The following is a 26,655-nucleotide window of genomic DNA, read 5'->3' on the forward strand; positions in this document are numbered from 1 at the left end:
TTGAACCAGAGCGTCCACAGTGGCTTGCAGTTCGCTTCGTGTGTCCATGCCATGATGTTGCTCCGCGCAGGTGACATGAGAACAAGCATTAGCTCGCAAATGCAATTGTGCAAGCGAGCCCGGGGCCCGTGGCCGGTGCTTTGGTGGCCGCCCGGCGTATCATTTTGCAGCGAAAGCACGATCACCCCATTTAGGGAGGCGAGCGATCCGGGCGCGGCGCCGCCGGGAAGGCGTGGCTCGCCCTCTTTGTTTAAATTTTAATCAAATCGGTTGACGCCGTCGGCACTCGGCCCCCGCGCGGCTTGTCCACAGGCTTATCCCGTGGCGCAGTGGACAAATCCTCGCCCCCCTATTCTCTTCAGGCCGGCCCCGGCTTGAACTTGGTGCGCGCCACCGGCGCCCGGCGCCAGGCGGCGCGACGCGGTGGCTTCGGCTTGGGCACGCTCGGCGCGCCGCAGCGCCGCGTCCAGTTCGGCCTGCAGCGCTCCTTGTGCCGCCTGCCCTTGTCCGAGCGCCTGCTGTGCCTGCGCCAGTTGCTCGCCGAGCGCGTCGCGCTCGGCCTGCAAGCGTGCCCGCACTTCGGCACCGGCCACGGCGGCGGCTTGCGCCCTCGCCTGCACGGCCGCCAGTTCGGTGCGCAGGTCTGCCACCGCCTGCTCACGGCCCCTGACCAAGATAAGCCCTTATGCTCTGCAGAGCATAAGGGCTTATCTTGGTCGCAGGCCTGGCCCAGACATGGAATGCATCCGGACGGCGGCTTTACGTCAGACTGCGGCCGTCGATGGCGGGGGCCGTACGGCGCAAAGGGGCGGCGGACGTTCACATGCCATTCACTCTCCTCGCGTCATCGGCCATTTGTGCCGCTAGCCGCAATTGCATGCCACCTTGCGGGCCAGCCAAGACTCGCGATTAAGCTACCGTTCTTCAGTTATTTCTGTCTTGACAGAAATAACTGAAGAACCTAGGCTTCAAGCCATGGAACTCACACCCGTCTCCGAACGCTTCATCCTGCACTGGGGGGAAATGGGCACCCGTTGGGGCGTGAACCGGACTGTCGCGCAAATCCACGCCTTGCTCTACTTGCTTGGTCGCCCGGTCACTGCAGATAACATTGCCGAGACGCTCGGCGTTGCGCGCTCGAACGTCAGCAACAGCCTGAAGGAACTTCAGTCTTGGAAGCTGGCGCGCGTTGTCCACATCATGGGCGACCGCCGCGACCACTTTGAAACGTCCACCGATATCTGGGAACTCTTCCGCCTGATCGTGGAAGGCCGCCGCCAGCGCGAGCTCGACCCAACGCTGGCCACGCTGCGGGATAGCCTTGCAAGCCCGGAACTCAGCGAAGAAGACCCGGAAGTGCAAAAGCGCATCCGCAACACCCTGACGTTCCTTGAAACGGTCACCACTTGGTCCGACGAGATGCTGCGCATGAAGCCCGATACGCTGATGAAGACATTGGGTCTTGGAGCGAAGGTGAGCCGAACGGTGAGGCGCCTCAAACAGTAGTCTGCAGGGACGGTGCACGGGCGAAATGCTCGCTGGCCCGTGATTTCTGTCTACGTGGAAATTTCAGAATGAAAAAGACCGGATGACGGCATGCCCTTGACAGCAGTCAGTTCGGATCCTCGGCCTCATTGACAAGAAAGCAGCGGCGCCATGAACGCCTATCTGGCCGTCAAGGCTCTTCATATCATTTCTTCCGTTGTGCTGACTGGCACTGGATTCGGAACCGCGTTCTATTTCTTCTTCGCGAACCGGACGCGATCTGTCCCGGTAATTGCCGCGGTTTCCCGGCTTGTGGTGCGTGCCGATTTCTGGTTCACTGCGCCGGCCGCAGTCTTTCAACCGTTGTCCGGGCTCTGGCTTGCGCAGGCGGCTGGATGGGGGTGGGAGACACCGTGGCTGATCGGATCAGTGGTGCTGTTCTTGCTCGCAGGTGTCTGCTGGCTGCCGGTCGTAAAGCTTCAGCTTCATATGGCCGACATGGCTGCCCGAGCCCAGGCCGCCGGCCAGACTACATTRCCGCCGCGCTACTGGCGTTGCGCGCGGCTGTGGGAATGGCTTGGATATCCGGCCTTCGGCTCGATGATTGCAGTGTACTTCCTGATGGTGACCAAGCCCACATTGGCGGGGCTATGAACAGCACCGCCAAGATCATCCCGGCGCTTGCGGTAAGGATCAAGCAGACAGGGGAGCAGAAATGAGGATCGTGGTAGTTGGCGGCACAGGCAATTTTGGGGCGCGAATCTGCCGGAGCCTCGCGGCGGACGCCCAGCATGAGATCATCGCCACGGGACGCAGCGAGAGTTCAAGGGGCACGCCGCMATGCACGCTGGGGGTGCGCACCGCCACGCTAGATATCCTCTCGCCCAATTTCCGGACGGACTTTGCTAAGCTGCGACCAGAGTTGGTCGTCCATTGCGCCGGGCCATTCCAGGGTCAAGACTACCGCGTCGCTGAGGCCGCATGCGCGCTCGGTGCACACTACGTAGACCTTTCCGATGGCCGCGATTTCGTAGCCGGCTTCGCAAAGCATCTGGACATCCGAGCACGCAGCGCCGGAATCTGCGCCGTCAGCGGGGCAAGCAGCGTTCCCGCGCTATCCAGCGCCGTCGTGGACAAGCTTTCCGCAGGCTTCTCCCGGATGGATTGCATCAGCGTGGCGATTGCACCGGGCCAGCAGGCGCCCAGGGGCGTAGCCACGCTCAAGGCTGTATTTAGCTATGCCGGCGCACCTATCCCGAGGTGGGAAGACGGTTCATGGCGGGAGGCATATGGCTGGCAGGATCTGCGCACCATGATGTTCCCCGGCCTGGGTACGCGCCTGGCCGCCGCTTGCGATGTCCCTGACCTCGCGCTATTTCCACAGCGCTACCCATCCGTGCGGACCGTAGAGTTTCATGCAGCACTCGAACTGCGGATCCAGCATGCGGTGCTCTGGCTTGCAGGCGCGCTACGCCGGCACGGTCTGGCCGTTCCCCTTGCGCGCGGCGCGCGACTGCTCGACCGCATGTCAACGATGCTGCTGGACCGGTTCGGCAGCGAGAACGGGGGCATGCGGGTCAGTGTAAGCGGCGTGCGTCCGGATGGGACACCGGGGCAGTCGATATGGCACCTGACCGCACCACACAAGAACGGGCCCGAGGTGCCCTGCATGTCGGCATTGCTGGTCACGCGCAAGATGCTTGCTGGGCCGCCGCCCTTTCTTGGCGCCCGCGCTTGCATGGGGTTGCTCGACCTGGCGGAATTCGAGCCGCTGTTCCGGCAGTGGGGTATCAGCACATCTGTCGAGGAGCAATGACGATGGCCAGACGACGCCTAATCCTGACCATGCCCGGCTCAGCCGTCGACGCCTTCGAGGTATTCCACAACCACGAAAAGCGCCTTCTCTGGGATACCCTGCTCTCATCGGCCCATGTTGAGGGAGGTGGTACATATCCTTATGTCGGAGCGATTACCGCCAACACTGGACGCGGCTGGATGCGTAGCCTCGCGATGCGTACGCAGTTTGTGAGCTACCGCCCACCGGAAATTGCCGCCGCGGCAAGTGTCCGTCCCTCGGGGCTGATTGAGTTCTGGGCGGCGTCGATGCGCCACCGGGATATTGCGGCAGGCCAGTCAGAGTTGATCTATACGTTCAGCATCAAATTGCGGCCATCCCTGCGCATCTTTGACCCGCTGGCGGCATGGGTCTTCGAGCGTGAATCCCAACGGCGGTTTGCGGCGATGGCGGACTATCTGCGCCGGATAGCCCATGAAGCAACAATTGACTTATCCGCGGCAAATGACTGATCACGAGCGGGCGTACGTCCGAATGGACCGACAAGCGGCAGACATTTCAGCGTGAACAAGAGATAGCCACGGCCTGGCGGTGGTCAGCCGCCCGAGACCGGCCATGAAACGCCGTTGCCCCCGCGATTCCTCGGTCGTTCGAACTTCGGCCCCCGACAAGCTGACGGACTCTCAATTGGCCAGCGATGCATATCGCATCGTTGGCGGTTGCGGGCGGTCGAGGCGGCGCAGCACGCGCCTGACAGCCAGCGAAACTTGACGGCCAAGTGCGCCTGCGTAGTGCCCCGACGACAACTCGCCCTTTCCACCGGGAGCCGTAGGGGCGAGTTGTTCCACGGCCGCAGTGGGCCGACTGGCTGATCTGCCACGAGCCGGAGGCAGGCGCATGTTCCCGCGCCTAAACAACGAAGCGGCCCGGACAAATCGCCCCGTTGCCGTGCCCTGCTCAGGACAGGCACTCCCCGCTGGCGAGTGCATCGCTGCGCGCACCGTCGGTGAAGCCATCGCGCGAGCTGATGCGGCCGCCATCGGTGTAAGGATCAGGCTTGCGCATGCCGTCCTGGTACGGATCAAAGCCACGGACCGCGCACACGGACCGGCCCTGCTGTGCGACCACGGGCAACATGGTGGCCTCGGTGGTCAGGCGGTGCGCGCCATCGGTAAAAGCGTCGCGCTGGCCGGTATGTCCCGGCGCGGCAACGATCAGCGCATCAGCATATGCACCGGCGTGGGCGGTCTGGCTGAGCCCGGCGGCAAGTGCGGCAGCGGCAAGCAGGGTCTTGGCAAGAGTCTTATGCATTGCTATCTCCAACAGGGGGGTCGGCGGCGTTGCCGCGACGGCCCTCCTCGTGCAGGCGATCAGCTACGGAACGGCACTGCCCGCACGGGATCGCCTCTGCCGTGCAAGCCATTGCCAGGTGCGGACGGGCTGCCACCCCATCGTGGCAGCGGCGTCGCGCCGGACTTCTGGACCAGGGCGCAACGGCTACCCGCGCCCCATGTCGTAAGCGTGTTGCGTCCGGCGGGCCTGATGTTCTGATTCACGCGGAACAGGTTTGCYGGGTCGTACTTGCGCTTGATCTCCGCCAGTTGCGCATAGTTGTCGCGATCGAAAATGTGGCTTGAGCGCGGTGGCGACGGTTTCACTCTGAGCACCTTCCATGGTTGCCTCCTGTCCGGTTGGTATGCAGGAGTTGTATCAACCTCGGCGTTTGGAAAGTGTTAGGCGCGCCGTTATATGCACCAGTCTCTGAAGCGGCGGACCCGGAGCGGCTCAACCAGGACTAACGCCCCAGTAACGCGCACGCCCGGACGATGTCGGGCTGGTCAAAGCCTTCGATGAATCGCGCAAGCGACGCCTCGACCTCCTTATGCGGATTTGTGCGCCCCTGCGAAGTTCGCAGCGTTGTCCATGACGGGGGTACGCAGTTCACGCGGAGCGCGCGTTGGGCTGTGGCGATTTCGGTGCATGGCGCCCATGAGCCTGCGGTCCACTTTCCCCTTCGAATGACCGCTTGAGATTAGACGCAGTCGTAGAGGCTGCCCCAGGCCGAAGGGCAACTCTTGCCGACTGACACTGGCGTGGCGGATCTCGGGGTCGATCAGGCACTTGCCGGCCATAAGCAGTCATCAAGCCAGGGACTCGAAGATTGCTGCCGCGTCCAACAAGGCGGCGCGACTCAAGGCCACCTGCGGTTCGTCTATCTCGGCCCTGCCCAGGGCACGCACCGCTTCCCTGAAGCTACGCAAACCTACGCATAGCCTCAGGCGCGCGGGAATCACTCCCGGGCGGCGATGCGACGCCGGACTTGTCACAGCAACGCCCGAGGACGCGTGACAAGATTTAAGCGGCTACAAGTGCCTAATAGATATCTTTGTGGTCTTTACCTTGGCATCGACACCGATTCACAAAATCCACGCGTACACTTCACTTCTATAACTTTTCCTACGCGAGTGCAAAAAGTCATGGCTGTTGGCTACGAATTCCCGTTTCCGTAGCCATGAAGCGGCACGAGGCCGAGTACCTGGCCGCCTTGCAGTCCTATTCCCGTCCGGCGCGGGATCTCGTTGGCGTGCAGTGGATTGGCGAAGGAGACTACCGCTTCTCTTTCAAAAGCGACGACGCGATGTTTCGGTACTGGGATGCCACGCCGTGCGTCGCTTTTGGCTTCAAGATGGCGGAACTGGCGCTGGAGGTAGAACTGCGGCACGAAACCGAGTTCATCGCTCGCTACGACCAGATTGCGTAGCGTGAACGAACAGGTGGACTTGATGGGCAACGACCTGACCACGCTGATCATCATCTGCATGGACGCCGGCGGCACGATCGCGAACAAAAAGCGCAAGCGATATGCGACACGCGTACCGGAGCGCTACTTCGATGTCATCGAAAATGCCGTGCGCGAGGTGCTTGACGACGTTGATGCCGACGGCTCGTCCTTCTGAGTCCCAACATTAGGTGACTGCGTCAGACGGATCTATCAGGCCGCTGAAACTCGATCCATCCCCTCTGAGAGCAGCCGTCCCGGGCCACGGCCAGAGACGGCATCGCCCGTTTTACGGCGTGTACCGCGGCGCGTAGCTGGCCGCGCGTGCCGCCACCGTGAGCCTGAGCCGGCCCATCATCTGCCGCGTGGCGTCACCAATGACTGGTAACGGCGAGACTGAAGGCCATTGCCTGTTGCGCCGCACAACGAGGTCCAGTATCATTCATGGTCCCCCATTTTGCGCACACCGGATTCCTGCGGGAGGCATTCCGGCCTCGACAGTCCGTGCGTCATTCCACGATTTCGTTCGCACCCCGCAGGCGTGACCCAGCCGTCATGTCCGCGACGATCGTCGGCCTACCCGGCCAGGAGAATAGATTGGCAAATCCGGTTCGCGCCGACTCAGCATCCCGCTTGATCGAGATCACCTCCAAGACCAGCCGCCGCAGGTCGGCAGGAAAGACCCAGGCCGTCGCAATACCGCTGGACATCGTGTCTACGCACCGGGATGAGGAGCGTCAACGCCAGATGCGAGCGCTGATCGCGCTTGGCCGTGAGCGCGGTTATCTCACCCACGCGGACATCAACGATCACCTGCCTGACAACTTTACGCAAACCGCTGCGATGGAGACGATCGTCAGCACGTTCAGCGACATGGGGGTGGCCGTGTATGAGCAGGCGCCGGACGCGGAGACGCTCCTGTTAAGCGACGCCGCGCCTGGCGCGGCAGCATCCGACGATCAGGCGGCTGAGGAAGCGGAAGCGGCGCTGTCGACTGTCGATTCCGAATTCGGCCGCACGACTGATCCGGTCCGGCTCTACATGCGCGAAATGGGCGCAAATCAATTGCTGACCCGCGCCGGCGAAATCGAGATCGCAAAACGCATCGAAGGCGGCCTGCAGGACATGATTCAGGCGATCGCCGCGTGCCCGTCGATCGTGTCAATGATTCTTGCCGATGTGGACCGCATCGTCGCTGGCGAACTGCGTATCGACGAACTGGTCGACGGCATCAGCGACCACGCGGACGAAGGCGAAATGACGCCAGAATCCGATGACGGTCCAGTGGAGGCGGACACCTCCGACAACGACCCGGACGATGAAGACGTTGAAACGGATGCCGGGGATCCGGACAAAGCGAACGCAGTCCGTCTTGAACAACTGACGATCGACAGTCTTGCGATATTCGCGCGCGTGCGTGCCCTGTTCGAGCAGATGCCGGAAACACCCGTTACTGGAAAAGCCCGTTCCGCAGCCGTGGCGCAAGTACGTTCGGAGATCCAGCGCGAACTGGCGCCGATCCGCTTTACGGCCAAAACGATCGACCGCCTGTGTGCCAGTGTGCATGAACAGGTTACCGAGGTTCGTGCGGTCGAGCGCAGCATCCTGGAGATCGCCGTCGAACGTTGCGGCATGCCACGCGAGGCGTTTGTCGATTCGTTCCCGGGCCACGAGACAGACCTTGAATGGACCAGCCACGTGGCTGCGACTTCGCAGCGGTTTGGCGCGGCGCTCGAGCGACATCTGCCGGCCATTCAGGCCTGCCAACAGAAGCTCATCGACATCGAGGCCAGGGTCTTGCTGCCGCTCCAGCAGCTCAAGCAGATCAACCGCCAGATGAGTTCTGCCGAGTTGAAAATGCGGCAGGCCAAGCGAGAGATGATCGAAGCGAATCTCCGTCTCGTCATTTCAATTGCCAAGAAATACATGAACCGCGGCATGCAGTTTCTGGATCTGATCCAGGAAGGCAATATCGGCCTGATGAAGGCGGTGGACAAGTTCGAATACCGGCGCGGCTGGAAGTTTTCGAYGTATGCCACTTGGTGGGTCCGGCAGGCTGTCACGCGCGCGCTTGCCGATCAGGCACGGACGATTCGGGTGCCGGTGCACATGATCGAGACGATCAACAAGCTGAACCGGATCTCGCGCGAATTCCTGCAACAGACTGGCCAGGAAGTCCATCCCGCCGTCCTCGCCGAACGCATGGAGATGTCCGAGCAGAAAGTGCGAGATATCCTCAAGCTCGCGAGGCAGCCTGTCTCGCTTGAGACCCCTGTGGGCGACGACGCCGACGCTACGCTCGGCGACATGATTGAGGATGTCTCTGCGAGTTCACCGGCTGAAGCCGCGATTCAGGCGAGCCTGCGCGCAGAGATCGATGGGGCACTCGGCGAGTTATCGCCGCGCGAGGCCAAGGTCCTTCGGATGCGATTCGGACTCGATACTACCTCTGAGCACACGCTTGAAGAGGTCGGCAAGYAGTTTGACGTGACCCGTGAGCGAATCCGTCAGATTGAGGCCAAGGCGATGCGCAAGCTCAAGCATCCCAGTCGCGCTGACAAGTTACGGCTCTTTCTGGAGCGTTGAGAAAAGGCACTGGCGCGCCCCTTCTCGACACCCTGCGCCAAGCCGGCAACGACCACGCAGCCTGTTCGGCGCAAACTTTGCGCAACTCCTCCTCGGGGTCATCGTACTTTCCAAAAAAAAATGGCGGTAGCAGACCGCAGAGCCGCCTGTAGCAAGGTTTTCCGGCGCAATGCATCACGTGCCGCCGGAGTGTTTGCAAACGCTTGATAGATAAGCCCATTCCTGTGCATACCGCCAGAAAATGCAAGGAAAGTACGATGACCCCTATATGGCAATACCTAGCGAAAGCCATGACCTGCATCAGCTGGACGACTTTGTTGCGTCGCTAGCGCTGTGGGCGTCGTCCCGGGTCGAGCTAGGAAAGCAAGGCGAAGCGACCGTCGTGGAGGACAAATGGAGGCCAACGAATGAGGTATGTAGAGGCCGGCCCCGTTATAGGCAATGCGTCTCGATGTCGGCGGCCCCTTTTGTGGCCGGGTTACAGTGATTCTCTGATCTCGGACCTTCACATAAGATGCGACGCCTCGTGGGGGCATACTTGTGAGGGCGAGGCGTCCCCTAGGCTGCCCTTCTCCTAGCCTCAGCGCAGAGCAATCTGGCCCAGGCCCCCTGCGATAATCCGGGTGCTGTCGAATTCCACCAATAGCTCGCGACCGTTCGCGGCACGGTCACGGCCATCTCCGCACCTGAGCGCACGACGCGCGTGACCGGATCAGCATTTTAAGCAAGCTTCCGACATCATTGAAACGAAGGTTGCTTGTCCGGAATTCCGAAGCTGGGTTGCGGCGATGCTAAGAGCCGCCGGCGTGATTGGCAGCTCACCCTTGCCAACTTCGCCGAGCAGTACCAGGCCGTCCTGCTGCAAAGAAGATGGTGGGGCCGGCGAAGCCTGAGGCTGGCGACCAGCGAGGCGTGGCGCGCGCGCGGTACCCGCTTCCGGGCGAACTGCACTACTACTCGATCGGAGGATTTTCCCTGAGCCCTATCTCGCCTATCCTGATATCTAACTACAACAAGCTCACGAGTCGACGCTAACTGCCTTGGTCGCGGCAGAAAAATTGAAAAGACGTAGCCACGTGGATGGTGCTGTACACGATAAATTTCAACCATGATGGAGAACAAATCATGCTTAAACGTCTGATATCGATTCTCACAGTCTTGTCGTTGCTGTTACCGATTTCCTCTGCCTGGGCGGACGAGTATACGGACACGATCAAGCTGTTCAGGAATGCGGGAGAAAGTGGCGAGCTCCTAAAATCTGCTTACGGCTACGCCGTATTTCCCACGATTGGCAAGGGAGCTGTCGGCATAGGAGGGGCCCATGGCAAGGGCCGTGTGTACGAAAAGGGAAAGTATATCGGCGACACTTCGATGACCCAGGTGACCGTGGGCTTTCAGCTTGGCGGCGAAGCCTATAGCGAGATGATCGTGTTCGAAGATGAGCGGGCGCTCAAGGAATTTACCGGCGGTAACTTTGAGTTTGGCGCAGATGCCTCCGCGGTTGCGATCACAGCGGCAGCGGGCGCGCAGACAAGCACGACGGGCACTTCTGCGCGTGCGAGCGCCGGCAAGAAAGACGCCAAGACTGCGGGTGGCTATCACAAGGGCATGGCGACATTTACAGTGACCAAGGGCGGCTTGATGTACGAGGCGAGCATTGGCGGCCAGAAGTTCAGCTACAAGCCTCATTGACTCTCACTATAAAGGGCAAAGATTGCCGCCAGTCAAAGTCGAATACCAATACTAGTCCCACCAACCATAGGATGCGCAGACGAGCAGCGGCGCCGAGCGGTAAAACTATCGAGGCGCCGCGTGCGACATCGGCACTCGCGAAAGAATGAACGGCGCGTAATCGGTCGGCTCGGTAGGACGCCCCGCCCGCGTCGACCAAGTAGGCGGCAGGAACGATTGGCGTCGGGCGCGGGGCGAAACGGTCGGCAGCCGGCTATAAGACAAGGGAACGCGGTACTGCCAGTATTCATTCGCGCAGCGCCTGCACCCTCCCTGACTTCACCGCCGCCTTCAGGGCCGACCAGTCCATTTCATTGCGCTCGGTGTAGGCAATGGCAAACTGCTGGATGGCTTCGTCGAAAGCATCCGACTTACCCACATACCCAAGGATCGTGGCGGGATCGCCGGCCTTAGCCATCGAATGGGCCAGCGCGTGCCCGCAAGACACTGCATACTCGCTGAGATCCTTCGCGTTGAAGGTATTAAAGTCGAAAGCGCCCTTCATGTCGCGCAACTGACGCACGTAGAAGTCGTTGCCCGTTGTGCGCACCCTGGACCACCCGAGGAAGATGTCGCTGGACGACTGCAGCAGGCGCTGCCCGTTCACGACTCGCTCACCGTGGTTGGGGAACTTGCTCGCTGGCAGGTATCTCTCCAGCACCGATGCACGTGCCTCCTTGACCTGCAGGAAGAGTGGACTCCGGCCATCCGCCATGAAAAGCGCCTCATAGCAACGCGTGCCAACCGAGCCCACGCCGACGACGCGCACCGCCGTGTCGACCAACTCGTAGCGATCAAACAGTGCGCGTACCGAACCCGTCACAGTCAGGCGATACTCGGCAAAGAAGCGCCTGACAGTATCGTCGAACTGCTTCGCTTCCTTCTGGCTCTTTACGGGAAAGTGATAGACCAGAGGTGGCTCCTCCTTGATGCGCAGCTTGCCGTTGACAACTGCCGCGGTGTGGCTCAGCACGAGCCGCGACGATTGCTGCCTGGCCTTGCTGATCACTGCCTCCTCTTTTTTCCGCTCCTGGACTGTGTCCGCAATGGCCAGCATGTTCTCGGCACCAAACTGGTAGTACCAGACGTCGAGCGTGTCCATCGCGCTGAACGTGGTCATGCACTCGCGGAACGTCGCACACAGCCGGCGCACAATGGCGCGCTGCTCTCGCGTGCCAAGGCCGCGTTCGCGTCCGGCGATGACGAAGGATGCGGCCAGCCTGCGCACATCCCAGTCGAATGGTCCGGGCAACGTTTCATCGAAATCATTCGGCCCGAACAGTATCCTGCGCTCGGGACTGGCGAACAAGCCGAAGTTTGCCAGGTGGGCGTCACCGCCTAGCTGCACGATGATTCCCGAATTGGGCAACCTGGCCAGGTCGAAGGCCATCAGCGGCGCGGCCCCGCGATAGAAGGCGAATGGACTGGCCACCATGCGGCCATAGCGGATCGGTATGAGGTTTCGCAGCCTGCCTGCATTGGAAGCCTCGAGCAGCGCAATCGGATCGCGGTCCGCCAGCGTACATGTTGCAAGCTGGGCCCGCGGCGCAAGCCGACGTGCGGCCCTTCCCGCGTCGATGCGCGATGCCCGTGTGCCGCGGCCACCAAACAGCTCAGAGAGATCCTTGTGCACTTGGGCGGCATGCGGCTCCGCGTGCACTGCCGACGATCCATCTCGTTGCAACTCGGCAGTCTTTGGCATGGCATGCTCACTTGAACTCGAACGGCGCGTGATCGTGTATGTCAACCCGGCGTGCCGGCAGACGCTGGCCCTGATGCAGGCGGAGGCCGATCACGCAGGGCTTTGATGGCGTCGTCCACGGTCACGAAGACCTCCTGCCGCCCGGCGATGCCGCCAAGGGTGCGATAGCGCTGGAGTTCGTCAAGTACGCCTTCGGGAATGGCGACTGCGGCGACACCTATGCCGCGCCGTTCCAGCTCCTGGCGAAGCTGCTGCAACGTCTTGCCGGCGCTATAGTCGACGTTGAAGATTTCCGAGGCATCGATGATGACCCAGTTCACCTTCGAGCCCGTTTGATCGATCAGCCTCAGCACCTCCTCCATGAAGCGGCCCGCGTTCGCGTAGAACAGATCGGCCTCGAAGCGATAGGCGACGATGCCCGGTGAGGCGAACAGGTCTGGCGCCACTTCATTTGCCGTCCACTGACCGTTCGGGTGCGGTGTCAGCACTCGGGTGCGCAGGCGGTAGCTATAACGCGTATGGTCGATTAGGGACAACAGCACGGCGGCAAGGATGCCGTGCATGACGTCGACAAAAACCACTACGCCCGTCGTGATTAGGGCAACCACGAACTCATCCTTCTGCAAGTTGTAAAGCTCGGTCATGCCTTTCACGTCGATCAGCTTGACGCCGATCATGAACACGATTGCCGAAAGGACGGCAGCCGGCAGGAAGCTTAGCGGCCCGGTCATGAACAGCAGCACCAGCAGCACGATGACGGCGGTCGTCAGGTGGGCGAACTGGGTTCGACCGCCTGCATCGTCGATCATCTCCGTCTTGGTCGGGCTCCCGTTGACCACGAAGGTGCCGGTCAGCGCGGCCACTGCATTTGCGCCGGCAAGGCCAACGATGTCCTGGTTGTCGTCGCCGCGCTCGTTGTACCGGTTGGCGTAAGCCCGTGCGGTCGCGGCGCTCTGCGCGATGATGACAATGAAGCAGGAGGCGGCGGTTATCAGTACCTGTTCCAGGTGCGCGAGATGCAGCGGCGGTAGCGACAGCGATGGCAATCCGCTGGGCACCTTGCCGACCAGCTCGATGCCGTGCTTCCCGAAATTGAATGCCGCACTGCAGGCGATCGCGCCGACCACGGCAATCAGCGGACCGGGTACACGTGGCGCCAAACGTTTGCATCCCAGGATCACTGCCAGCACAAGGAACGACAGGGCAGCCGTGACATAACTGGCCTCGCCAATGCGCTGAAAAACCGAGGCGAACTGCATGAGCGGCCCATGTCCCTGTTTGGGCAGCCCGATCAGCCCGGCAAGCTCGCCAACAGCGACCTGTACGCCGACACCGGTCAGGAAGCCGATCAGTGCGCTGCGCGACAGGAAGTCGGCCAGGAACCCCAGGCGAAGGATGCGCGCCAGAACCAGCATGACGGCAACAGCGAGTGCAACGGCGCTCGTCAGCCCGACATATTCCGGACTGCCAAGCGTCGCCACCGCAACCAGGGAACTGGCGAGGATGGCTGCGGTTGCGGAATCGGCGGCAACAACCAGATGGCGCGACGCCCCCAGAAGGGCAAAGACCACCAGCGGCAGCAAGATCGTGTAGAGGCCCGTGACGGTCGGCGTGCACGAGATCTTGGTGTACCCCATCACTTCAGGGATCCCGAGGGCGGCCAGTGTGATGCCGGCGATGATGTCGTGCGGCAGTTGCGCGCGATTGACCGGCAGCAGCCCTTTCAGGAGGGGCATGCGACTTGGGGGTGCAACGGTCGGGGAAGTCGGCATGATGTCGTGCGCCTCCAAGTGAGGTTGCATGATCCGGCCCGTGCGGTCGCAAAGTCGCTCGACTGACTAACCCGCGGGATTCCCATGCTCGGGTCGTAAATCCGGGGGGATACTCTTACCCCCGCGCTTCCATCATAGCGTCACATTTGCGTCAGACAACGAGCAAGTTCGGTCCACGTTTTGCCGGCCGGCGGACCAGATCCTTGATGTCCATCTGGCAAGCAAGCGCGCGACGCAGGCCGCGGACTTCCGCCTCTCGGCCGATTCCCCCCCGCGACGCGGCATTCGGGTCTTACAGCTTGCTGCCTGCTTATCCCCGACTCGGGATCCGCGCGGCGCACGTCTGTGTGACGAAAAGAAAACTCCAACATAACGTGCCGCACGCCAATGGCGTGCGACGTTATCGTGGCGAGGCGTAATTCCAAAATGCCCGGGCCCCATGCGACGCAGCCAAGCGTCCTCAATATTCGTACCACTCTTGTCAGCCTGGCAGGATAAAACATGCTCCAGAGAGACTTTTGTGTGAGGGTTCCATGGGTTCTAAGATTTTTCGGGACTTCAATGGCTTGGCAGACCTGTTGCTACGAACTCAGTTACAACTTACACGCCGCGTGCCGACGTAGGCACCTAATGCGCGACCGATCCCCGCGCTCTGACCATGGCGAGATGAGGGGTGGAGGCTCTTCCCATGTGTCGGGAAATGCCAATATGATTTTTGCTGCCGATTTCATGAACCGCCCACGGATGTCCCACCTCGCGTAGTGTCAAAGCCGGCTCGCCCCGAATACGCAAGAGGGGATGGTTCCCAGCCTCGATTTCTGGAATCAATATTCTCCTTTCCGGAAGCGCGCCCTGCCCTACACTATTGTCCAAATGGGTAGTAAAGACGGCACGCCTGTGGCCGGCCCGTTCTGGCTCCCCGTCTCTTGGTTCTGACGAAGGGAGGAGCCGTGACTGAAACGCCCCGCACTGCTGGCGAAGTCACCAGCGGCGCTTCCGTGGGCCGGTGGCGCGCGGTACTTCCTCCAGTTCAGTGGTTTTCCACCTATCAGCCGCAATGGCTGGCGCACGATGCCATTGCCGGCGTGACACTCGCCGACTACGGCATCTACTGCTATCTCGTCGGCGGTCTGCTCTACGCGTTGTTCGGTGCGTCCCGCCAGCTTGCGATCGGTCCCACCTCCGCAATCTCGATGGTCGTCGGGCTGAGGGTGGCAAGAATGGCTAATGGGGATTCCGCCCGCTGGGCGTCCATTGCCGCGCTGACGGCGCTGCTCATTGCTGCCATGTGCCTGCTGGCCTGCCTGCTGCCGTCGTATGCGGAAAGCGTTTCCGCAGCGCGTGCGCTTGCGCAGACGAACGGCTACGAGATCGTGGCGTTGGCTAAGCGTATGCGCAGCCGTATTGCGCCGCCTGACTGGGTTGTTGAAATGACTGGTGAAACGAAATGAGTAGCGGCCGAAGCTTTGGATTGAAGCGAACGCAGCCCGCAGCCACTTCCGGTGACGATATTCTGCGAGATCGGAAAAATTTTTCGCTGGTCTTAGGAGGGCCGCTCTATCAACTGCTGCGTCGGACACACTTGTCCGACGATGCATTGCTATTGGCGCGCCAACGCATCGTCTTCCTATCCCTCTTCGCGTGGTTGCCGCTTCTGTTGCTCTCTGCCTTCGAAGGAAGTTTGTTGGGCAAAGGTGCGACGGTGCCGTTCCTGATGGACATGGAAGTTCACCTCCGTTTCCTTGTTGCAGTACCCTTGCTAATCGCTGCGGAACTGGTGGTGCACCGGCGCCTACTTGGTATCGGCCAGGCGTTCACGGAGCGGAATTTGATCCCCGAAGCCGCTACGGATCAATTTGATGGCGCCATTAACGCGGCATTCCGACTGCGCAATTCCGTGCTAGCGGAGGTGCTGTTGGTCGCCCTCGTATATGGAGTCGGCGTCCTGATCATTTGGCGTCATTATACCGGCCTCCAAGCGGCCACATGGTACGCATCGCCTACTGGCGGCGGCTTGACGCTCACACTGGCCGGCATCTGGTATGGCTACGTGAGCTTGCCGCTTTTCCAGTTCCTGCTAATTCGATGGTATTTCAGGCTATTCATTTGGATGCGCTTTCTCTGGCAGGTATCGCGCATTAAGCTGAGCCTGATTCCGACTCATCCGGATCGTGTCGGTGGACTCGGCTTTCTTTCCAATACCGTCAATGCCTTCGCACTGCTTCTCGCGGCGCATGGAGTCATGCTTGCCGCAAATCTCGGTAATCGCATTTTCTTCCTTCGAGCAGCGCTACCGGAATTCAAGATGGAAATCGTTGTAATGGTCGTCTTTCTGCTGGGTGTGGTTTTCGGCCCGTTGCTGGTATTTGCGCCTCAGCTTGCACAGACGAAGCGGATAGGCCTGAATGAGTATGGTGCTCTGGCAGAACGCTATGTGCGCGAGTTTGATACCAAATGGCTACGTGGTGGCGCGCCAATCGACGAACCCTTGGTGGGTAGCGGCGACATTCAGTCGCTTGCCGATCTGGCCAATAGTTTCGAGGTGGTACGCGGCATGCGCCTCGCCCCTATCACTAGGGATGCCATTGTGCAACTTGCGGCGGCTGTCCTAATTCCAATTGTACCGCTGGCACTGACCATGATGCCCCTCGAAGAACTGCTAAAGCGCCTATTCGGACTCTTGTTCTAAATTGCGACGCTCCTGTCCTCCGGGAAGCATCAGGGGTTCGTCCTGGTGAAACACCACACACTCGCTGGCATTGTTCAAACGGTCTTTCGAGCGGGAAGAATCGACCACGGAGGAAGCTGAGGCGTTTGCACAAGCGGAAGCCAGAATGGAGTGGCGGCTTGCTTGGCTGCGTCGACGGCATCGGACAGCTTGGGGTAATCGTGATTTAATCCGACACCGCCATTGTCCGGAAAGAGTCGTGGTTGCGTCCTGCGGGCCGTGCCGAAGAAGCGCCACAATTCGCGGCACTGTCTGAGGGGGAGGAGATTGTTGGGGATTAGCGGTCGATGGGCCTGCAGCCCCGTGTGACTGCCAACCCTGTCGGGAAACGGCAAGGATCTCCTCGCCGTTTTTCTATGCTGCCTTGGCTTCCGCGCCGCGCCGGATGTCCTTCTCCAGCGGCGGACTCGCAATGTCCGAGAGGCTTCGGACGGCCTGCTCGAGCGTGCGAATCAGATCCGGGGTGGCTCCCAGGCCTTCATAAATGTTCTTCCAGCCCCGCACTGCACTCCATACCCGGCGAATCACGTCGAGCGCCTTAGGCCGGTCCGCCACGAAAGCAGAGAATTCGCTCATCGCATTGTCGAGGGTTGCAAGCTTCCCCTGCGTGCCCACGCTCAGGTGCAGGCGGCGCTCCATGGAGACGGACGCCCGCGGCACGACGTCATACAGCGGGCTCAAGCGCCAGCCCTGCAGCTGCGTGTCGTAGGCAAACGCGTGGTTGCGCAGGTGGTCATCGTCGTTGGTCAGGAAGATGTTAAGCACCATGCGGGCAAACAGCTCCTCGTTGTCGGCTTTCACGCACGACGCAACGACCTGCTCGCGAATCGTCTGGGCCAGATCCTTGTAGCCCTTGGCCATCGACTCCATCTCCGGGCATCCCATCAGGGTCAAGGCGCTGACTTGCGCTATGCGGCCTTCGGTATAACCAGGCATGGGCTCGGTGTCGTAGCCGCGCGCCATGGCCGAGAGCGCTTGCCCGGCCGGCGCCCAGTAGCGGTCGAACCGACGGATCATCAGCACCGGCTTGCCCCCGACCGCGATCATCTTCACCGGCGGAACGGAAAGCCCGGCGGTCCGCGCGATCTCCAGGGCGCCGGCCTCGAGGACTGCCATGTTGAGCGTGTCGGTCTTGGACGGGAACTTGGCCAGCCACAGGACGCTGTCGGCCTCCCGCACGGAAGCTTTCGGGCGCGCGCCGCCGGCCGACGGCACGCCGCCGAGGTATGGCAACAGGTTCGCCGGAATGGGCTCGCCGCTCTCGACCGCGTCAGCCGCCTGCAAGAGGTATGGCAGATCGATCAGCCCCCCGGCCCCCTTGTGAGCGGGGCTCTTTGTGTCCTCCCGCACGTCCAGCGCACCAACGCGGTCGCTGCCGGCCTCCAGCAGGTAGGTGAATTCGTCGAGCGAGTTCGGCGCGGCATTGAGCCGCGCCTCGATGACGCGGCGGCCCCAGGCATCGGGCGCAGCATCGCGGATCCCCCCAAATTCGTTCACCTCGGGCAGCGGGTACCAAACCGTGCCGGGCTCCGCCTGCCGCGCCTGCGCCAAGGTGAGCGCGCGAGGGTCTACCTCGATGGCGTTCGGCCGCTGCAGGTAACGCGTGCCATAGGCGAAGCTGACGGTTTCCCGACCCGCGGACGCCTCGCGACTGAGCAGTCCTGCGGGCACGAAGTGATGCCCTTCCGCCTGATCGGCGATGTGGGCGAATACCGCTACCTTGTTGGGAGCGCGACGAGGGGCCAAGGTTTATCCTTAGAAATCGAGTTCACGCAGTTCCGCCTTGCTTGCGGAGCGAATGCGCTGTGGCAGCTTGCGCGCATGCAAGGCGATCAATGCCGGCACATCGCCTGCCAGGAGCGCCTGCAGGGTGACTTCCGGCGCCAGGGCATGAACATAGCGCAGGAGCTGCGTAAGAGTCCGTCCCGGATCACCTTTTTCGATCAGGATCGCGGTTCCCCGGGAGAGCCCGGCGCGCGCAGCAACATCCGCTTGGCGTAGCCTCAGGCCTTGGCGCAGCTGAGTGATACGCTCACCGAGCTGCTCGGCTTCAGTGAGCCGGGAAAGAGGCAGAAGTGGAGATTCGTCTCGTTTCATGATGTCCGTAATCCTGAACTATAAGACGCTTTAGGTCTGTGATTACGAACATGGTAGCGATGGGGGTGCTTGTGGTCAAGACCGGAATATGTTCGCAAACTTAGACTTTATCTTGATTAAGGTCCATGATTGCAAACATTTCATATCGTTTCGATCCATCCGTCTCTCGACTTGGCTAGTGTGGCGTTAACGTCATAAATCACCTCAGCGAGTTGGATCCAGGGGAGGCTTCCTGGCTGGCGCTTGCCGAAGAAGAGGGCTGGCCGCCCGAAAGAGGCGGCGTCATCGTCCCACTTCCCAGGCTCGGACAGGCGGAATCACCTCATGTCGCGCGCCACTCAGGAGCGCCGTTTTGCTGCGGCGCCGGGTGACGCTCACGCTCTGGCGATTGAGCATGGCCAGCGTCGATCGACACGTCATTTTATGACCGCATCCGCTTTAGCTCAGCGATGCGGCGATGATAGCTTAGAAGTAGACAAGCCTTATCACCACACACATTGCGAGAATTGCGAAGCCATGCTCTCTGATCCGCTCGTAACCGATCCTTGTCAGGCGATGATTTTATCTTTTGATAATAGATTTCTGTCAACTGTCTATCAATACGAGCAAGTTCCGCATCCCCGCAAACAAGCTGCGCTTTAATAGATATGAGCTTGCTGCAATCAAGACTTCTCATCAACGCGATCTTCGTCTCGTATTGAACTTCCAGTAGCCCTGGCTTACAGAGCCCCTGCAGCGACTTACAAGCGACGTCGCGCTCGACCCATGCCATGTCTCGCGCACCATATTGCTTGACGAAACGATTGATACCTGCGTGGCTGATCCCTCTTTGCATTGCGTTGGCCGCGATTATTTCGTTGCAAAGCGAGTCATCGGTATAGGTTCGTCCTTCGCGCCGATAGCAACTGTGAAAACCGAGCAGCCCCGTACCAACAACACTTCGGCGTTCTCCGGAAGCGAACAGGATAGAAGCGCAAGCAGACGCGCACCTGGCATTATCTGGAACTATTGTATAGACACGTACTTCATCCATCGCATCGACGACTCGGAAAGCAGCCTCGACATTTCCTCCCGGACTATTTAAAACAAGGGTAACAAGTCCTTCGTCATCACGGTCAGCTATTTTGGCGAGCGCCAGAAGCTTATCTGCATCACCATTCTGAATCCTTCCCTCCCCGATAAGCATTTTCAGCTTAAGTTGGGGTTGGTAATAGATCTTGAAGTCCATCCCCAGCACCACACCGGGAAACATAAGCATAGCGACACAGAGCCAGGCAAGCATCCGGAGGATCAGGTTTTGCGCCACCGCGTTACTGGCTGCTAGGTGCTGAGTGCTGCGCATACACTTTCCCTCGGAATGTCAGAGGCCGCCGAACGCCTTGTCCATTTCAGTGGAAAGGACGGGCCATATCCATGTGCCCGCGAGTTGTCCGGTAATGAGACCTTGCCGAGCGCACATAGCCCATGTTCGACCTCGACCCATTATCGCGGATTGAAGGGCTGTTCAGGGGCCGGCAGCGCCGACTGGCGATCGGTTGACCGATGTCGCTTGCCGGGCCATCAAGCGATATCCCCGCAAAAGAAACGCGCGCCGCAACTGACGTGGGATCGTCGGCCACTCACGAACCATTGCCACCCTTTGAGGAATGGCTTGCGCATGGGAATTTGTTCTCGGCGACACTCATTCGTGCCATCATCGGCTGCGGGCAAGGGATGCTTTCTTTTGTCGGAGGAGGCTTCTTCAGTCTGGCTCTCTACGAGCCTGCGAAGGCGGCGTTGTGCGACAACTGACCGCCGTTTCTACCCAGCACGGAGGAGGTGAAAATGGTCGAATCACGAAATGGACTTTGGAGGCGGGCGGGCGCAATGCTGGCCGCCGCCGGACTCCTGGCGCTATCGGGGGCTGCCCTGGCCACCAACCAGTCGCAACAGCGCCAACAAGGCAGGGACGCAAACCAGGCTGCCAAACAGGAAGCGCGCGCGGGCAAGGTCGACTGCCGGGCTGCAAACCAGAAGAGCAACTCCCAGTGCCGGCAAGACAAGCGCGACACAAAGCAGGAGGGCCGCCAGGAAAAACGGGACATCAAGTACTAGCGCGGCCGATGCTGGCCAACGAAACGATGATACGAATTCGTGCGACCGTTTCGGGCGCGGCCCTGCTCATGCGCAACCGGCCAACTACGGTCACAGGACTGCGCTCTCAGGCCGACATTCGAATGTCGGCTTCTTTCTGACAGTGCTGCTTGCGAGCAGCGTCCAGCCGATGGCGCGACGTTGTTCCGGATGCCCCCCCCGCCTTCACATATACTGGTTCAATCCAAAATCCCACGAGCAGGTAGTGATCGCTGCGTTGACCGTCGCGTTCTAAGGCTTTCATGGCGGGATAGCCGGGAGGAGACATAGATGCCAGGGTGGGACAGACCTGCCGCGTACGCACCGTGGGTCCGATGGCTGTTGCCTTGCCTTGGCGTGCTCGCCGACGGCTGTATGGCCCAGGAACTCGAGCCGCGCACCTATTCGGCGGCGCCGGTTGGCACGCATTTCCTGCTGGCAACTTATGCAAGGCTCGGCGGCGATGTGCTGACCGACCCCTCCCTGCCGATTACGGACGTCAGCGCGAAGATCGACATTTTTGCATTGGGCTATCTGCAGGTGTTCGACCTGCTTGGCCGCACGGCTTCCGTTGGCGTCGTGCTGCCCTACTCGCGCGCCAACGTCGCGGGGAACGTGTTGGACGCGCCGAACAGCGTCTATCGTGCCGGCGTCGGCGACGCCTATCTGCGTTTCGCGGTCAATCTTCTGGGCGGCGGCGCAAAGACACCGGCCGAGTTCGCGAGGCATCCGCCAGTCCCCAGCCTGGGAACAAGCCTGACGGTGGTAATGCCGAGCGGGCAATATCACGCGGATAGACTGATCAATATCGGCGCAAACCGTTGGGCATTCAAGCCGGAAGTCGGCGTCTCGGCGCCATTTGGCAACTGGTTTGCCGAAGGTGCGTTCGGGGTCTGGCTCTTTACAGCCAATGACGAATTTCTGGGCAGCAGGCAACGCCAGCAGGGCCCACTAGCAGTCGTGCAACTACATGGCGGATACCAGTTCCGGCCCGGCCTGTGGCTCGCCGCCGATGCAGGCTTCTATAGCGGAGGCAATACGACAGTGGACGGCGTCCGCAACGACGATCGCCGCACCAATACGCGGTACGGGCTGACGCTATCGGTGCCCCTCGCGACCAACTGGTCTGGCAAGGTCAGTGCGTCCAAGGGCTGGATCACCCGTGCCGGCGGAGACTACAAGACGATCACGCTGACCGTGCAGTATCGATGGATTGACTGACGGCGTCGCACTCCAGCAACATGTCGGACTTGGTGACCTCAAAGACCGAAGGGGCCGTGGCGACGGCCGGGCTAATCCTAGTCATCCTGCGCAGGCGCTGGCGCCGTGGCTGTTCGGCATCTGCATCGACCTCTGGGGCGCGCAAGCACTATGGATATCGGGCGGATTGGGGCTCGCAGCTACTGCCGCGCTGTTTGCCATACACTCTGCCTCGGCCGAGCCGGCGACAGGCGCCGTTGCTAGCAAATAGCCGCTTCACGTCTTTTCTGGTCGCGGGTTTCGCCCGATGCGCGGATGACGTAGGCAGCGGCGATGTATGATGAGTTCCAAGCTGTCCAAGACAACGTTCCAGCCATGTCCGATGTCGTTCTTCAGTCGATTCTAACGTGCCCTCATTGTGGCTACGTGGCGGCAGAAATGATGCCGATCGAAGCGTGCCAATGGTTCTATGCATGTAAGGGCTGCGATCAAACGCTCACCCCTAAGCGAGGAGACTGCTGCGTCTTTTGCTCATACGGGTCGGTTCCCTGCCCACCCGTTCAAACACATGGCAAAGGCGACTGCTGCAGCAACTAGCTGGGGCCGATCAGTGACCTCCTGGTTCAGACTCCGAAGTCCGGATAGCCAGCCGCTTCATCTTCTCCCACAGCGTATTTCCGGGTCGTGATCTCCTGCGCGGCGGGCGTGCTGATGTAGTCGTAGAAGGCCTTGGCCTGGGGCGGTGCCCCGCCTTGCTGGATCTGCAAGTAGAAGTTGCCCGAGGAGAGATATCGTGCTGTCCCACCATGTGCGGGACTCAATCACTTCCGAGCAGCGCCGCTTTTGGTCAAGACGCGTCAACCATAGCGCGATTCGCCAGATCTGCTGTCAGGGACTTGCCGATTAGCCGGCGAACACTGTATATTTATACAGTTGTGGTCGCATCCCGGAAAGCTGGCTCCTGAAGTCAAGCCCGTGCGGCGCCTGCGCTTTCTCTCCCCCACCTCGAAAGGCAATCATGTTCGTGGACCGCACCGAAATCATCAACGCCGCCAAGGCACTGCGCGCCAGCCAGGAAGAATCCAGGTACAGCAAGCTCGTTGCGCTCGCGAACAAGCAGCTCAAGGCAATGCAAACGGCAATCCAGAGGGGCAAGGAAGAATTCGAGACCAGACTGGTACTCGACATCAACGAAGACAATCCGCAAGCAGCGCTGGAACCGCGCGCGCAACGGCTAGCCGACGACCTCAGAGCGCAGGGCTACACCGCAACGGTGACCACGTTTGCCGAGGTCAGCACCGACCGCAAGAACTGGACGCCGAATATCACGGTCGCCATCGGTCTGGGCGACATGGTTTCCGAAGTCGACAGCGAGATAGCGGAAAGCACGGTGACCGACGAGACGGAGGTCGCGCTGGCTGGCGAAGCTGTCAGTGAAATGGCCTGACGGCGGCGGGCAATCCGAGATAAGGCACGGCATCACGGGGCTTCGCGGACGGTCGCGTGCGTGATGGCTGTTCCTACAAGGGAAATCTGCACGCGATCTACCAGTGGCGCCCGATGTAGGAAACCGTGGCGTATAAGGACGCGATGCCTGCGCTTTGATCGAACGAGGACTGTCACCACGCATGGCGGATCTCACTGGTAGGAACATGCTCGCGCCGTGAGCCTGTGCGCGGCTATCCCTGCTGGCTTCGTCGAGGTCGACGATCGGCCACTAGCTGCCGTTCGCCATCACGCGCGATTCACGCAGGCCTGGCAGGCCTCAACTCTTCCTGGCCGTCTTCGCCACAAACGGCGTCGGCACGTGCTGGACCGTTTCGCTGCCGCACTTGGGGCACGGCGGATGGGCCGTTGCATGTTCAGCTAGATGTTCAGCGTGGTCGAAGACCTGACCGCACTTCTCACAACGGTACGAATAGGTGGGCATGACACGCCTCCATTCTGCATGGTGCAGGGACTCGCTGCATCTGATCTGCCGGTCACTTCCCGCAGACCGTCATTTCAATTCTAGGACACCGTCGCGTCCAACACGGCCAGTCATATCGCATTGTCAGCACCGCATCAGGCACCTATCCTTCACATCACCCTCCTTCGCGCTTTGCGTGCTTATCATGGAAACATGCCCAAATCGCCCGAYCGGACGACGCAATGCCTGAATAGCTGTAGTTCTTATTTGGCAGTTCTTACACATTGCCGCCAGTTTCCCTCGCCATCGGTTTCATTTTTGAAGCATCTCGCGGAGGTTGCCTATGTCGTTGCGACCCGATTCCCATAGGGTTAGTCTAATTGACTCTTGGACTGAGAGCGCTAGACTAGAGATCGACCGGAGACACTCATGCACCCACGCAACATTGCCGGTGTCGCGGTTTCAGCGTTGATGTTGGGGTCGGGTTTCGCGCTCGCCGACGAACACCACGCGAGTACCTACCAGCTAGGCAAAATCACCTTCCCCACTTCCTGCGACCCGAAGGTACAACCACTCTTCGAGCGGGGCGTCGCGATGTTGCACTCCTTCTGGTTCACAGAGGCGGGCAAGACCTTCAATGCGGTCGTCGAGCAGGACTCTAACTGCGCAATTGCTTACTGGGGACTCGCCGTTAATCTGCTGGGCAATTCGCTTGCGGGCCCGCCGTCGCTGCGCGACGCCCAGGCGGCCTCGGAAGCCGTTGCCAAGGCCCGTGCGATCGGAGCGAAGACACAACGCGAGCGCGACTGGATCGACGCGATCGGTGCATACTACCGCGACTACGATAGAGTGTCAGTGGACACTCGCCTGCAGGCTTACGCTGACGCAATGCAACGAATGACGCAGCGCTATCCGGACGATGACGAGGTCTGGATCTATTACGCGCTAGCTCTGCAGGCCGCCGCGCCCGTGAGCGACAGGACCTACGCCAACCAGCGTAAGTCGGCGGAGATTCTGGAGAAGCTATTCGCGAAGAATCCTCAACATCCTGGAGCCGCACATTACCTGATCCACGCCTATGATTATCCGCCGCTTGCCGCAAAGGGTCTCGCCGCGGCGAGCAAATACGCCAGCATTGCACCGGCGGCGCCACATGCGCGGCACATGCCATCGCATATCTACACGATGCTCGGGCTTTGGGAAGAGTCGATCAAATCCAACCAGGCGGCCCTCGAGGTTCAACCCGATTACTACCACGCATTGGACTTCATGGTCTATGCGCATCTGCAGCTATCGCAGGATGTGAAGGCGCGCGCCTTGATCGAACAAGGCCTAGCCGACGCCATGCGCAAACCGCCGGTCTTGAAGGGCAACAAGAACTCTGTTGCGGCGATGCCCGCGCGCTATGCACTTGAGCGAGCAGACTGGAAGGCGGCCGCCGCCCTGCCCATTACCTCGAACAACTGGGCATACGCTGATTCGATCACGCGCTTTGCGCGCGGTCTCGGGATGGCCCGCAGTGGCGGCTTGACGAGCGCAAAACAGGAGATCGACGCGCTCAAGACGTTGCGGGAGGAACTCGGGAAATCAAACGAGTCCTATTGGGTGGCCAGAACCGACGAGGAGATCGCTGCCGTCGCAGCGTGGACCGCACAAGCCGAGGGCAACCCCACGCAAGCGGAGCGATTGATGCGGGCAGCCGCCGATGGCGAGGACGCCAGCATCAAGAACGTGGCCATGGAGAATCGACTGTTTCCGATGCGCGAGTTACTCGCCGACTTGCTCGCCGTACAAGGAAGAGCCGGCGAAGCCCTGCGGGAATACGAGGCGGCGCTGCGGGAGTACCCGAACCGCTATCACGGCCTGTACGGCGCCGCGCACGCCGCGGACGCCTCAGGGCAACGCGATAAAGCGGTCGAGTATTACAAACGACTCCTCGTGCTCACCAAAAATGCGGACAGCGCGCGACCGGAGACTGCCGCCGCCAAGGCCTACCTCGCGGCGCACTGAGTGGGGCTCCGAACGGTCGTATCCAGCCGTTGCCGCGGCATCGGCGTGATTTGCTGCTGTCCGAACCAATCTGACATGCCCCCAAACGGCGTAGGGGCGCCAGACCCGCTGACCCCCAATCAAGTTTCCACTTGGGATACTGCGAGTGTCCGCTTTCGCGTCTCGACGCGAATATCCGCATTTGRCCGACAGCGCCAGTTGGTGCCGGTTCCATGACAGTTACTTCCTTGCGTTCCGCGGCAAGGTGTGACCGGGCGGTATGGCCCTTCGCGTTGGACGTCTCAAAGGGGTCGGTTGCAGTCCTCCCCCTACCGTTTCGGTGAATAGCGCGCGATGCAATGAAGAGGCCGGTGTTTCCACCGGCCTGCTGAGTTTGTATGTATTACGAAGTATCAATACATACGTCCCCAAAGCATTCAAAACCCTTTGCTGGCAGGCGGCCAGCAGACCATCCCCTTAACTATGCATCGTTAAGGTATAAGACTCGAGAGGTGCGTCAGTTTGATGGCCCGGAGTTTCCCGGCGAAATAAGGCAGTGGCTTGGCGTTCAGTCCTTATGGACGCGACGCCCGTTACGGTCTGCCCACAGCAAGTAGGCCGAAAGCAGACTGACTCTAGTACTTAAATAAGTGCGCGAATATGTATAATCGTCGTCATGGAGCGCACATATAGCACTGGAAAGGCTGTCGACTTGCTCGACGTGTCTGTGAAGACTTGCAGCGATGGGAGCGCGAGGGTCGGTCCAGTGC

The 26,655-nt window shown here is 60.6% G+C and carries 24 protein-coding genes and 2 pseudogenes; 16 read left to right on the forward strand and 10 right to left on the reverse strand.

What is annotated here, in order from left to right:
* Positions 1–314 precede the first annotated feature (314 nt).
* Complete coding sequence (locus AC1DK4_RS36355; RefSeq protein WP_441650264.1) at positions 315–674, reverse strand: hypothetical protein; 360 nt, start codon at positions 672–674, stop codon at positions 315–317.
* 301 nt (positions 675–975) lie between these two features.
* Between AC1DK4_RS36355 and AC1DK4_RS36360 the strand changes: the two genes are divergently transcribed.
* From AC1DK4_RS36360 to AC1DK4_RS36375, 4 genes are all read left to right on the forward strand, one after another.
* Entirely contained in the window at positions 976–1,506 is a 531-nt protein-coding gene (locus tag AC1DK4_RS36360; protein WP_441623544.1) for a GbsR/MarR family transcriptional regulator, read from the forward strand.
* A 150-nt stretch (positions 1,507–1,656) separates the two neighbouring features.
* On the forward strand, positions 1,657–2,139 hold the full coding sequence (locus tag AC1DK4_RS36365; protein ID WP_441623546.1) for a DUF2269 family protein: 483 nt from the start codon (positions 1,657–1,659) through the stop codon (positions 2,137–2,139).
* A 61-nt stretch (positions 2,140–2,200) separates the two neighbouring features.
* Positions 2,201–3,301, forward strand: coding sequence for a saccharopine dehydrogenase family protein (locus AC1DK4_RS36370; RefSeq protein ID WP_477132126.1), 1,101 nt, complete (start codon positions 2,201–2,203; stop codon positions 3,299–3,301).
* Between the two features lie 2 nt (positions 3,302–3,303).
* Positions 3,304–3,792, forward strand: coding sequence for a hypothetical protein (locus tag AC1DK4_RS36375; protein ID WP_441623550.1), 489 nt, complete (start codon positions 3,304–3,306; stop codon positions 3,790–3,792).
* A gap of 445 nt (positions 3,793–4,237) precedes the next feature.
* On the opposite strand, the gene AC1DK4_RS36380 is transcribed toward AC1DK4_RS36375, so the two are convergent.
* Complete coding sequence (locus AC1DK4_RS36380; RefSeq protein ID WP_441623552.1) at positions 4,238–4,591, reverse strand: hypothetical protein; 354 nt, start codon at positions 4,589–4,591, stop codon at positions 4,238–4,240.
* A gap of 221 nt (positions 4,592–4,812) precedes the next feature.
* Positions 4,813–4,899, reverse strand: a pseudogene (locus AC1DK4_RS36385) (BBE domain-containing protein); the annotation flags it as partial.
* 893 nt (positions 4,900–5,792) lie between these two features.
* Here AC1DK4_RS36385 and AC1DK4_RS36390 point away from each other — a divergent pair.
* The 4 genes from AC1DK4_RS36390 (at position 5,793) to AC1DK4_RS36405 (ending at position 10,337) form a co-directional block, all read left to right on the forward strand.
* Positions 5,793–6,041: a hypothetical protein gene (locus tag AC1DK4_RS36390; protein ID WP_441623554.1), complete on the forward strand. Its 249-nt coding sequence runs from the start codon at positions 5,793–5,795 to the stop codon at positions 6,039–6,041.
* A 1-nt stretch (position 6,042) separates the two neighbouring features.
* Positions 6,043–6,237, forward strand: coding sequence for a hypothetical protein (locus AC1DK4_RS36395; RefSeq protein WP_441623556.1), 195 nt, complete (start codon positions 6,043–6,045; stop codon positions 6,235–6,237).
* 377 nt (positions 6,238–6,614) lie between these two features.
* Positions 6,615–8,645, forward strand: a complete 2,031-nt coding sequence (gene rpoD / locus AC1DK4_RS36400; RefSeq protein WP_477132127.1) for an RNA polymerase sigma factor RpoD — start codon at positions 6,615–6,617, stop codon at positions 8,643–8,645.
* A gap of 1,125 nt (positions 8,646–9,770) precedes the next feature.
* The gene (locus AC1DK4_RS36405) at positions 9,771–10,337 is read left to right on the forward strand and encodes a lipid-binding SYLF domain-containing protein (protein WP_441623560.1); all 567 of its coding nucleotides are present in this window, start codon (positions 9,771–9,773) and stop codon (positions 10,335–10,337) included.
* 286 nt (positions 10,338–10,623) lie between these two features.
* On the opposite strand, the gene AC1DK4_RS36410 is transcribed toward AC1DK4_RS36405, so the two are convergent.
* Together AC1DK4_RS36410 and AC1DK4_RS36415 are read right to left on the reverse strand one after the other, a co-directional pair.
* Positions 10,624–12,078, reverse strand: a complete 1,455-nt coding sequence (locus AC1DK4_RS36410) for a DUF2252 domain-containing protein (protein WP_441623562.1) — start codon at positions 12,076–12,078, stop codon at positions 10,624–10,626.
* A 41-nt stretch (positions 12,079–12,119) separates the two neighbouring features.
* The gene (locus AC1DK4_RS36415; RefSeq protein ID WP_477132128.1) at positions 12,120–13,814 is read right to left on the reverse strand and encodes a SulP family inorganic anion transporter; all 1,695 of its coding nucleotides are present in this window, start codon (positions 13,812–13,814) and stop codon (positions 12,120–12,122) included.
* A 986-nt stretch (positions 13,815–14,800) separates the two neighbouring features.
* On the opposite strand from AC1DK4_RS36415, the pseudogene AC1DK4_RS36420 reads away from it, so the two are divergent.
* Together AC1DK4_RS36420 and AC1DK4_RS36425 are read left to right on the forward strand one after the other, a co-directional pair.
* Positions 14,801–15,160 (forward strand): annotated as a pseudogene (locus AC1DK4_RS36420) (SulP family inorganic anion transporter); the annotation flags it as partial.
* 137 nt (positions 15,161–15,297) lie between these two features.
* Positions 15,298–16,539 (forward strand): hypothetical protein, encoded by a 1,242-nt coding sequence (locus AC1DK4_RS36425; RefSeq protein WP_441623565.1) that lies wholly within the window; start codon positions 15,298–15,300, stop codon positions 16,537–16,539.
* Positions 16,540–16,932: 393 nt separating this feature from the next.
* On the opposite strand, the gene AC1DK4_RS36430 is transcribed toward AC1DK4_RS36425, so the two are convergent.
* The 3 genes from AC1DK4_RS36430 to AC1DK4_RS36440 form a co-directional block, all read right to left on the reverse strand.
* The gene (locus AC1DK4_RS36430; RefSeq protein ID WP_441623567.1) at positions 16,933–18,324 is read right to left on the reverse strand and encodes a type II toxin-antitoxin system HipA family toxin; all 1,392 of its coding nucleotides are present in this window, start codon (positions 18,322–18,324) and stop codon (positions 16,933–16,935) included.
* Positions 18,325–18,333: 9 nt separating this feature from the next.
* Positions 18,334–18,675: a helix-turn-helix transcriptional regulator gene (locus tag AC1DK4_RS36435; RefSeq protein WP_441623569.1), complete on the reverse strand. Its 342-nt coding sequence runs from the start codon at positions 18,673–18,675 to the stop codon at positions 18,334–18,336.
* Positions 18,676–19,096: 421 nt separating this feature from the next.
* Entirely contained in the window at positions 19,097–20,017 is a 921-nt protein-coding gene (locus AC1DK4_RS36440; RefSeq protein WP_441623571.1) for a lysozyme inhibitor LprI family protein, read from the reverse strand.
* Positions 20,018–20,217: 200 nt separating this feature from the next.
* Here AC1DK4_RS36440 and AC1DK4_RS36445 point away from each other — a divergent pair, with 200 nt between their 5' ends.
* The 4 genes from AC1DK4_RS36445 (at position 20,218) to AC1DK4_RS36460 (ending at position 22,584) form a co-directional block, all read left to right on the forward strand.
* The gene (locus AC1DK4_RS36445) at positions 20,218–20,466 is read left to right on the forward strand and encodes a hypothetical protein (protein ID WP_441623573.1); all 249 of its coding nucleotides are present in this window, start codon (positions 20,218–20,220) and stop codon (positions 20,464–20,466) included.
* 33 nt (positions 20,467–20,499) lie between these two features.
* Entirely contained in the window at positions 20,500–20,769 is a 270-nt protein-coding gene (locus tag AC1DK4_RS36450) for a hypothetical protein (protein WP_441623575.1), read from the forward strand.
* Positions 20,770–21,162: 393 nt separating this feature from the next.
* The gene (locus AC1DK4_RS36455; RefSeq protein ID WP_441643616.1) at positions 21,163–22,008 is read left to right on the forward strand and encodes a transporter; all 846 of its coding nucleotides are present in this window, start codon (positions 21,163–21,165) and stop codon (positions 22,006–22,008) included.
* Positions 22,009–22,362: 354 nt separating this feature from the next.
* Positions 22,363–22,584, forward strand: coding sequence for a GDCCVxC domain-containing (seleno)protein (locus AC1DK4_RS36460; RefSeq protein ID WP_441623584.1), 222 nt, complete (start codon positions 22,363–22,365; stop codon positions 22,582–22,584).
* A gap of 26 nt (positions 22,585–22,610) precedes the next feature.
* On the opposite strand, the gene AC1DK4_RS36465 is transcribed toward AC1DK4_RS36460, so the two are convergent.
* Complete coding sequence (locus AC1DK4_RS36465) at positions 22,611–22,754, reverse strand: hypothetical protein (protein ID WP_441623578.1); 144 nt, start codon at positions 22,752–22,754, stop codon at positions 22,611–22,613.
* Between the two features lie 251 nt (positions 22,755–23,005).
* Here AC1DK4_RS36465 and AC1DK4_RS36470 point away from each other — a divergent pair, with 251 nt between their 5' ends.
* Positions 23,006–23,434, forward strand: coding sequence for a hypothetical protein (locus AC1DK4_RS36470; RefSeq protein WP_441623580.1), 429 nt, complete (start codon positions 23,006–23,008; stop codon positions 23,432–23,434).
* 318 nt (positions 23,435–23,752) lie between these two features.
* Here AC1DK4_RS36470 and AC1DK4_RS36475 read toward each other — a convergent pair whose 3' ends face one another.
* Positions 23,753–23,917, reverse strand: coding sequence for an FmdB family zinc ribbon protein (locus tag AC1DK4_RS36475; RefSeq protein WP_045243030.1), 165 nt, complete (start codon positions 23,915–23,917; stop codon positions 23,753–23,755).
* Positions 23,918–24,325: 408 nt separating this feature from the next.
* Here AC1DK4_RS36475 and AC1DK4_RS36480 point away from each other — a divergent pair, with 408 nt between their 5' ends.
* Positions 24,326–25,906: a hypothetical protein gene (locus AC1DK4_RS36480; protein WP_441623582.1), complete on the forward strand. Its 1,581-nt coding sequence runs from the start codon at positions 24,326–24,328 to the stop codon at positions 25,904–25,906.
* Positions 25,907–26,655 lie beyond the last annotated feature (749 nt).

Source organism: Cupriavidus sp. 05N38, assembly GCF_056397345.1.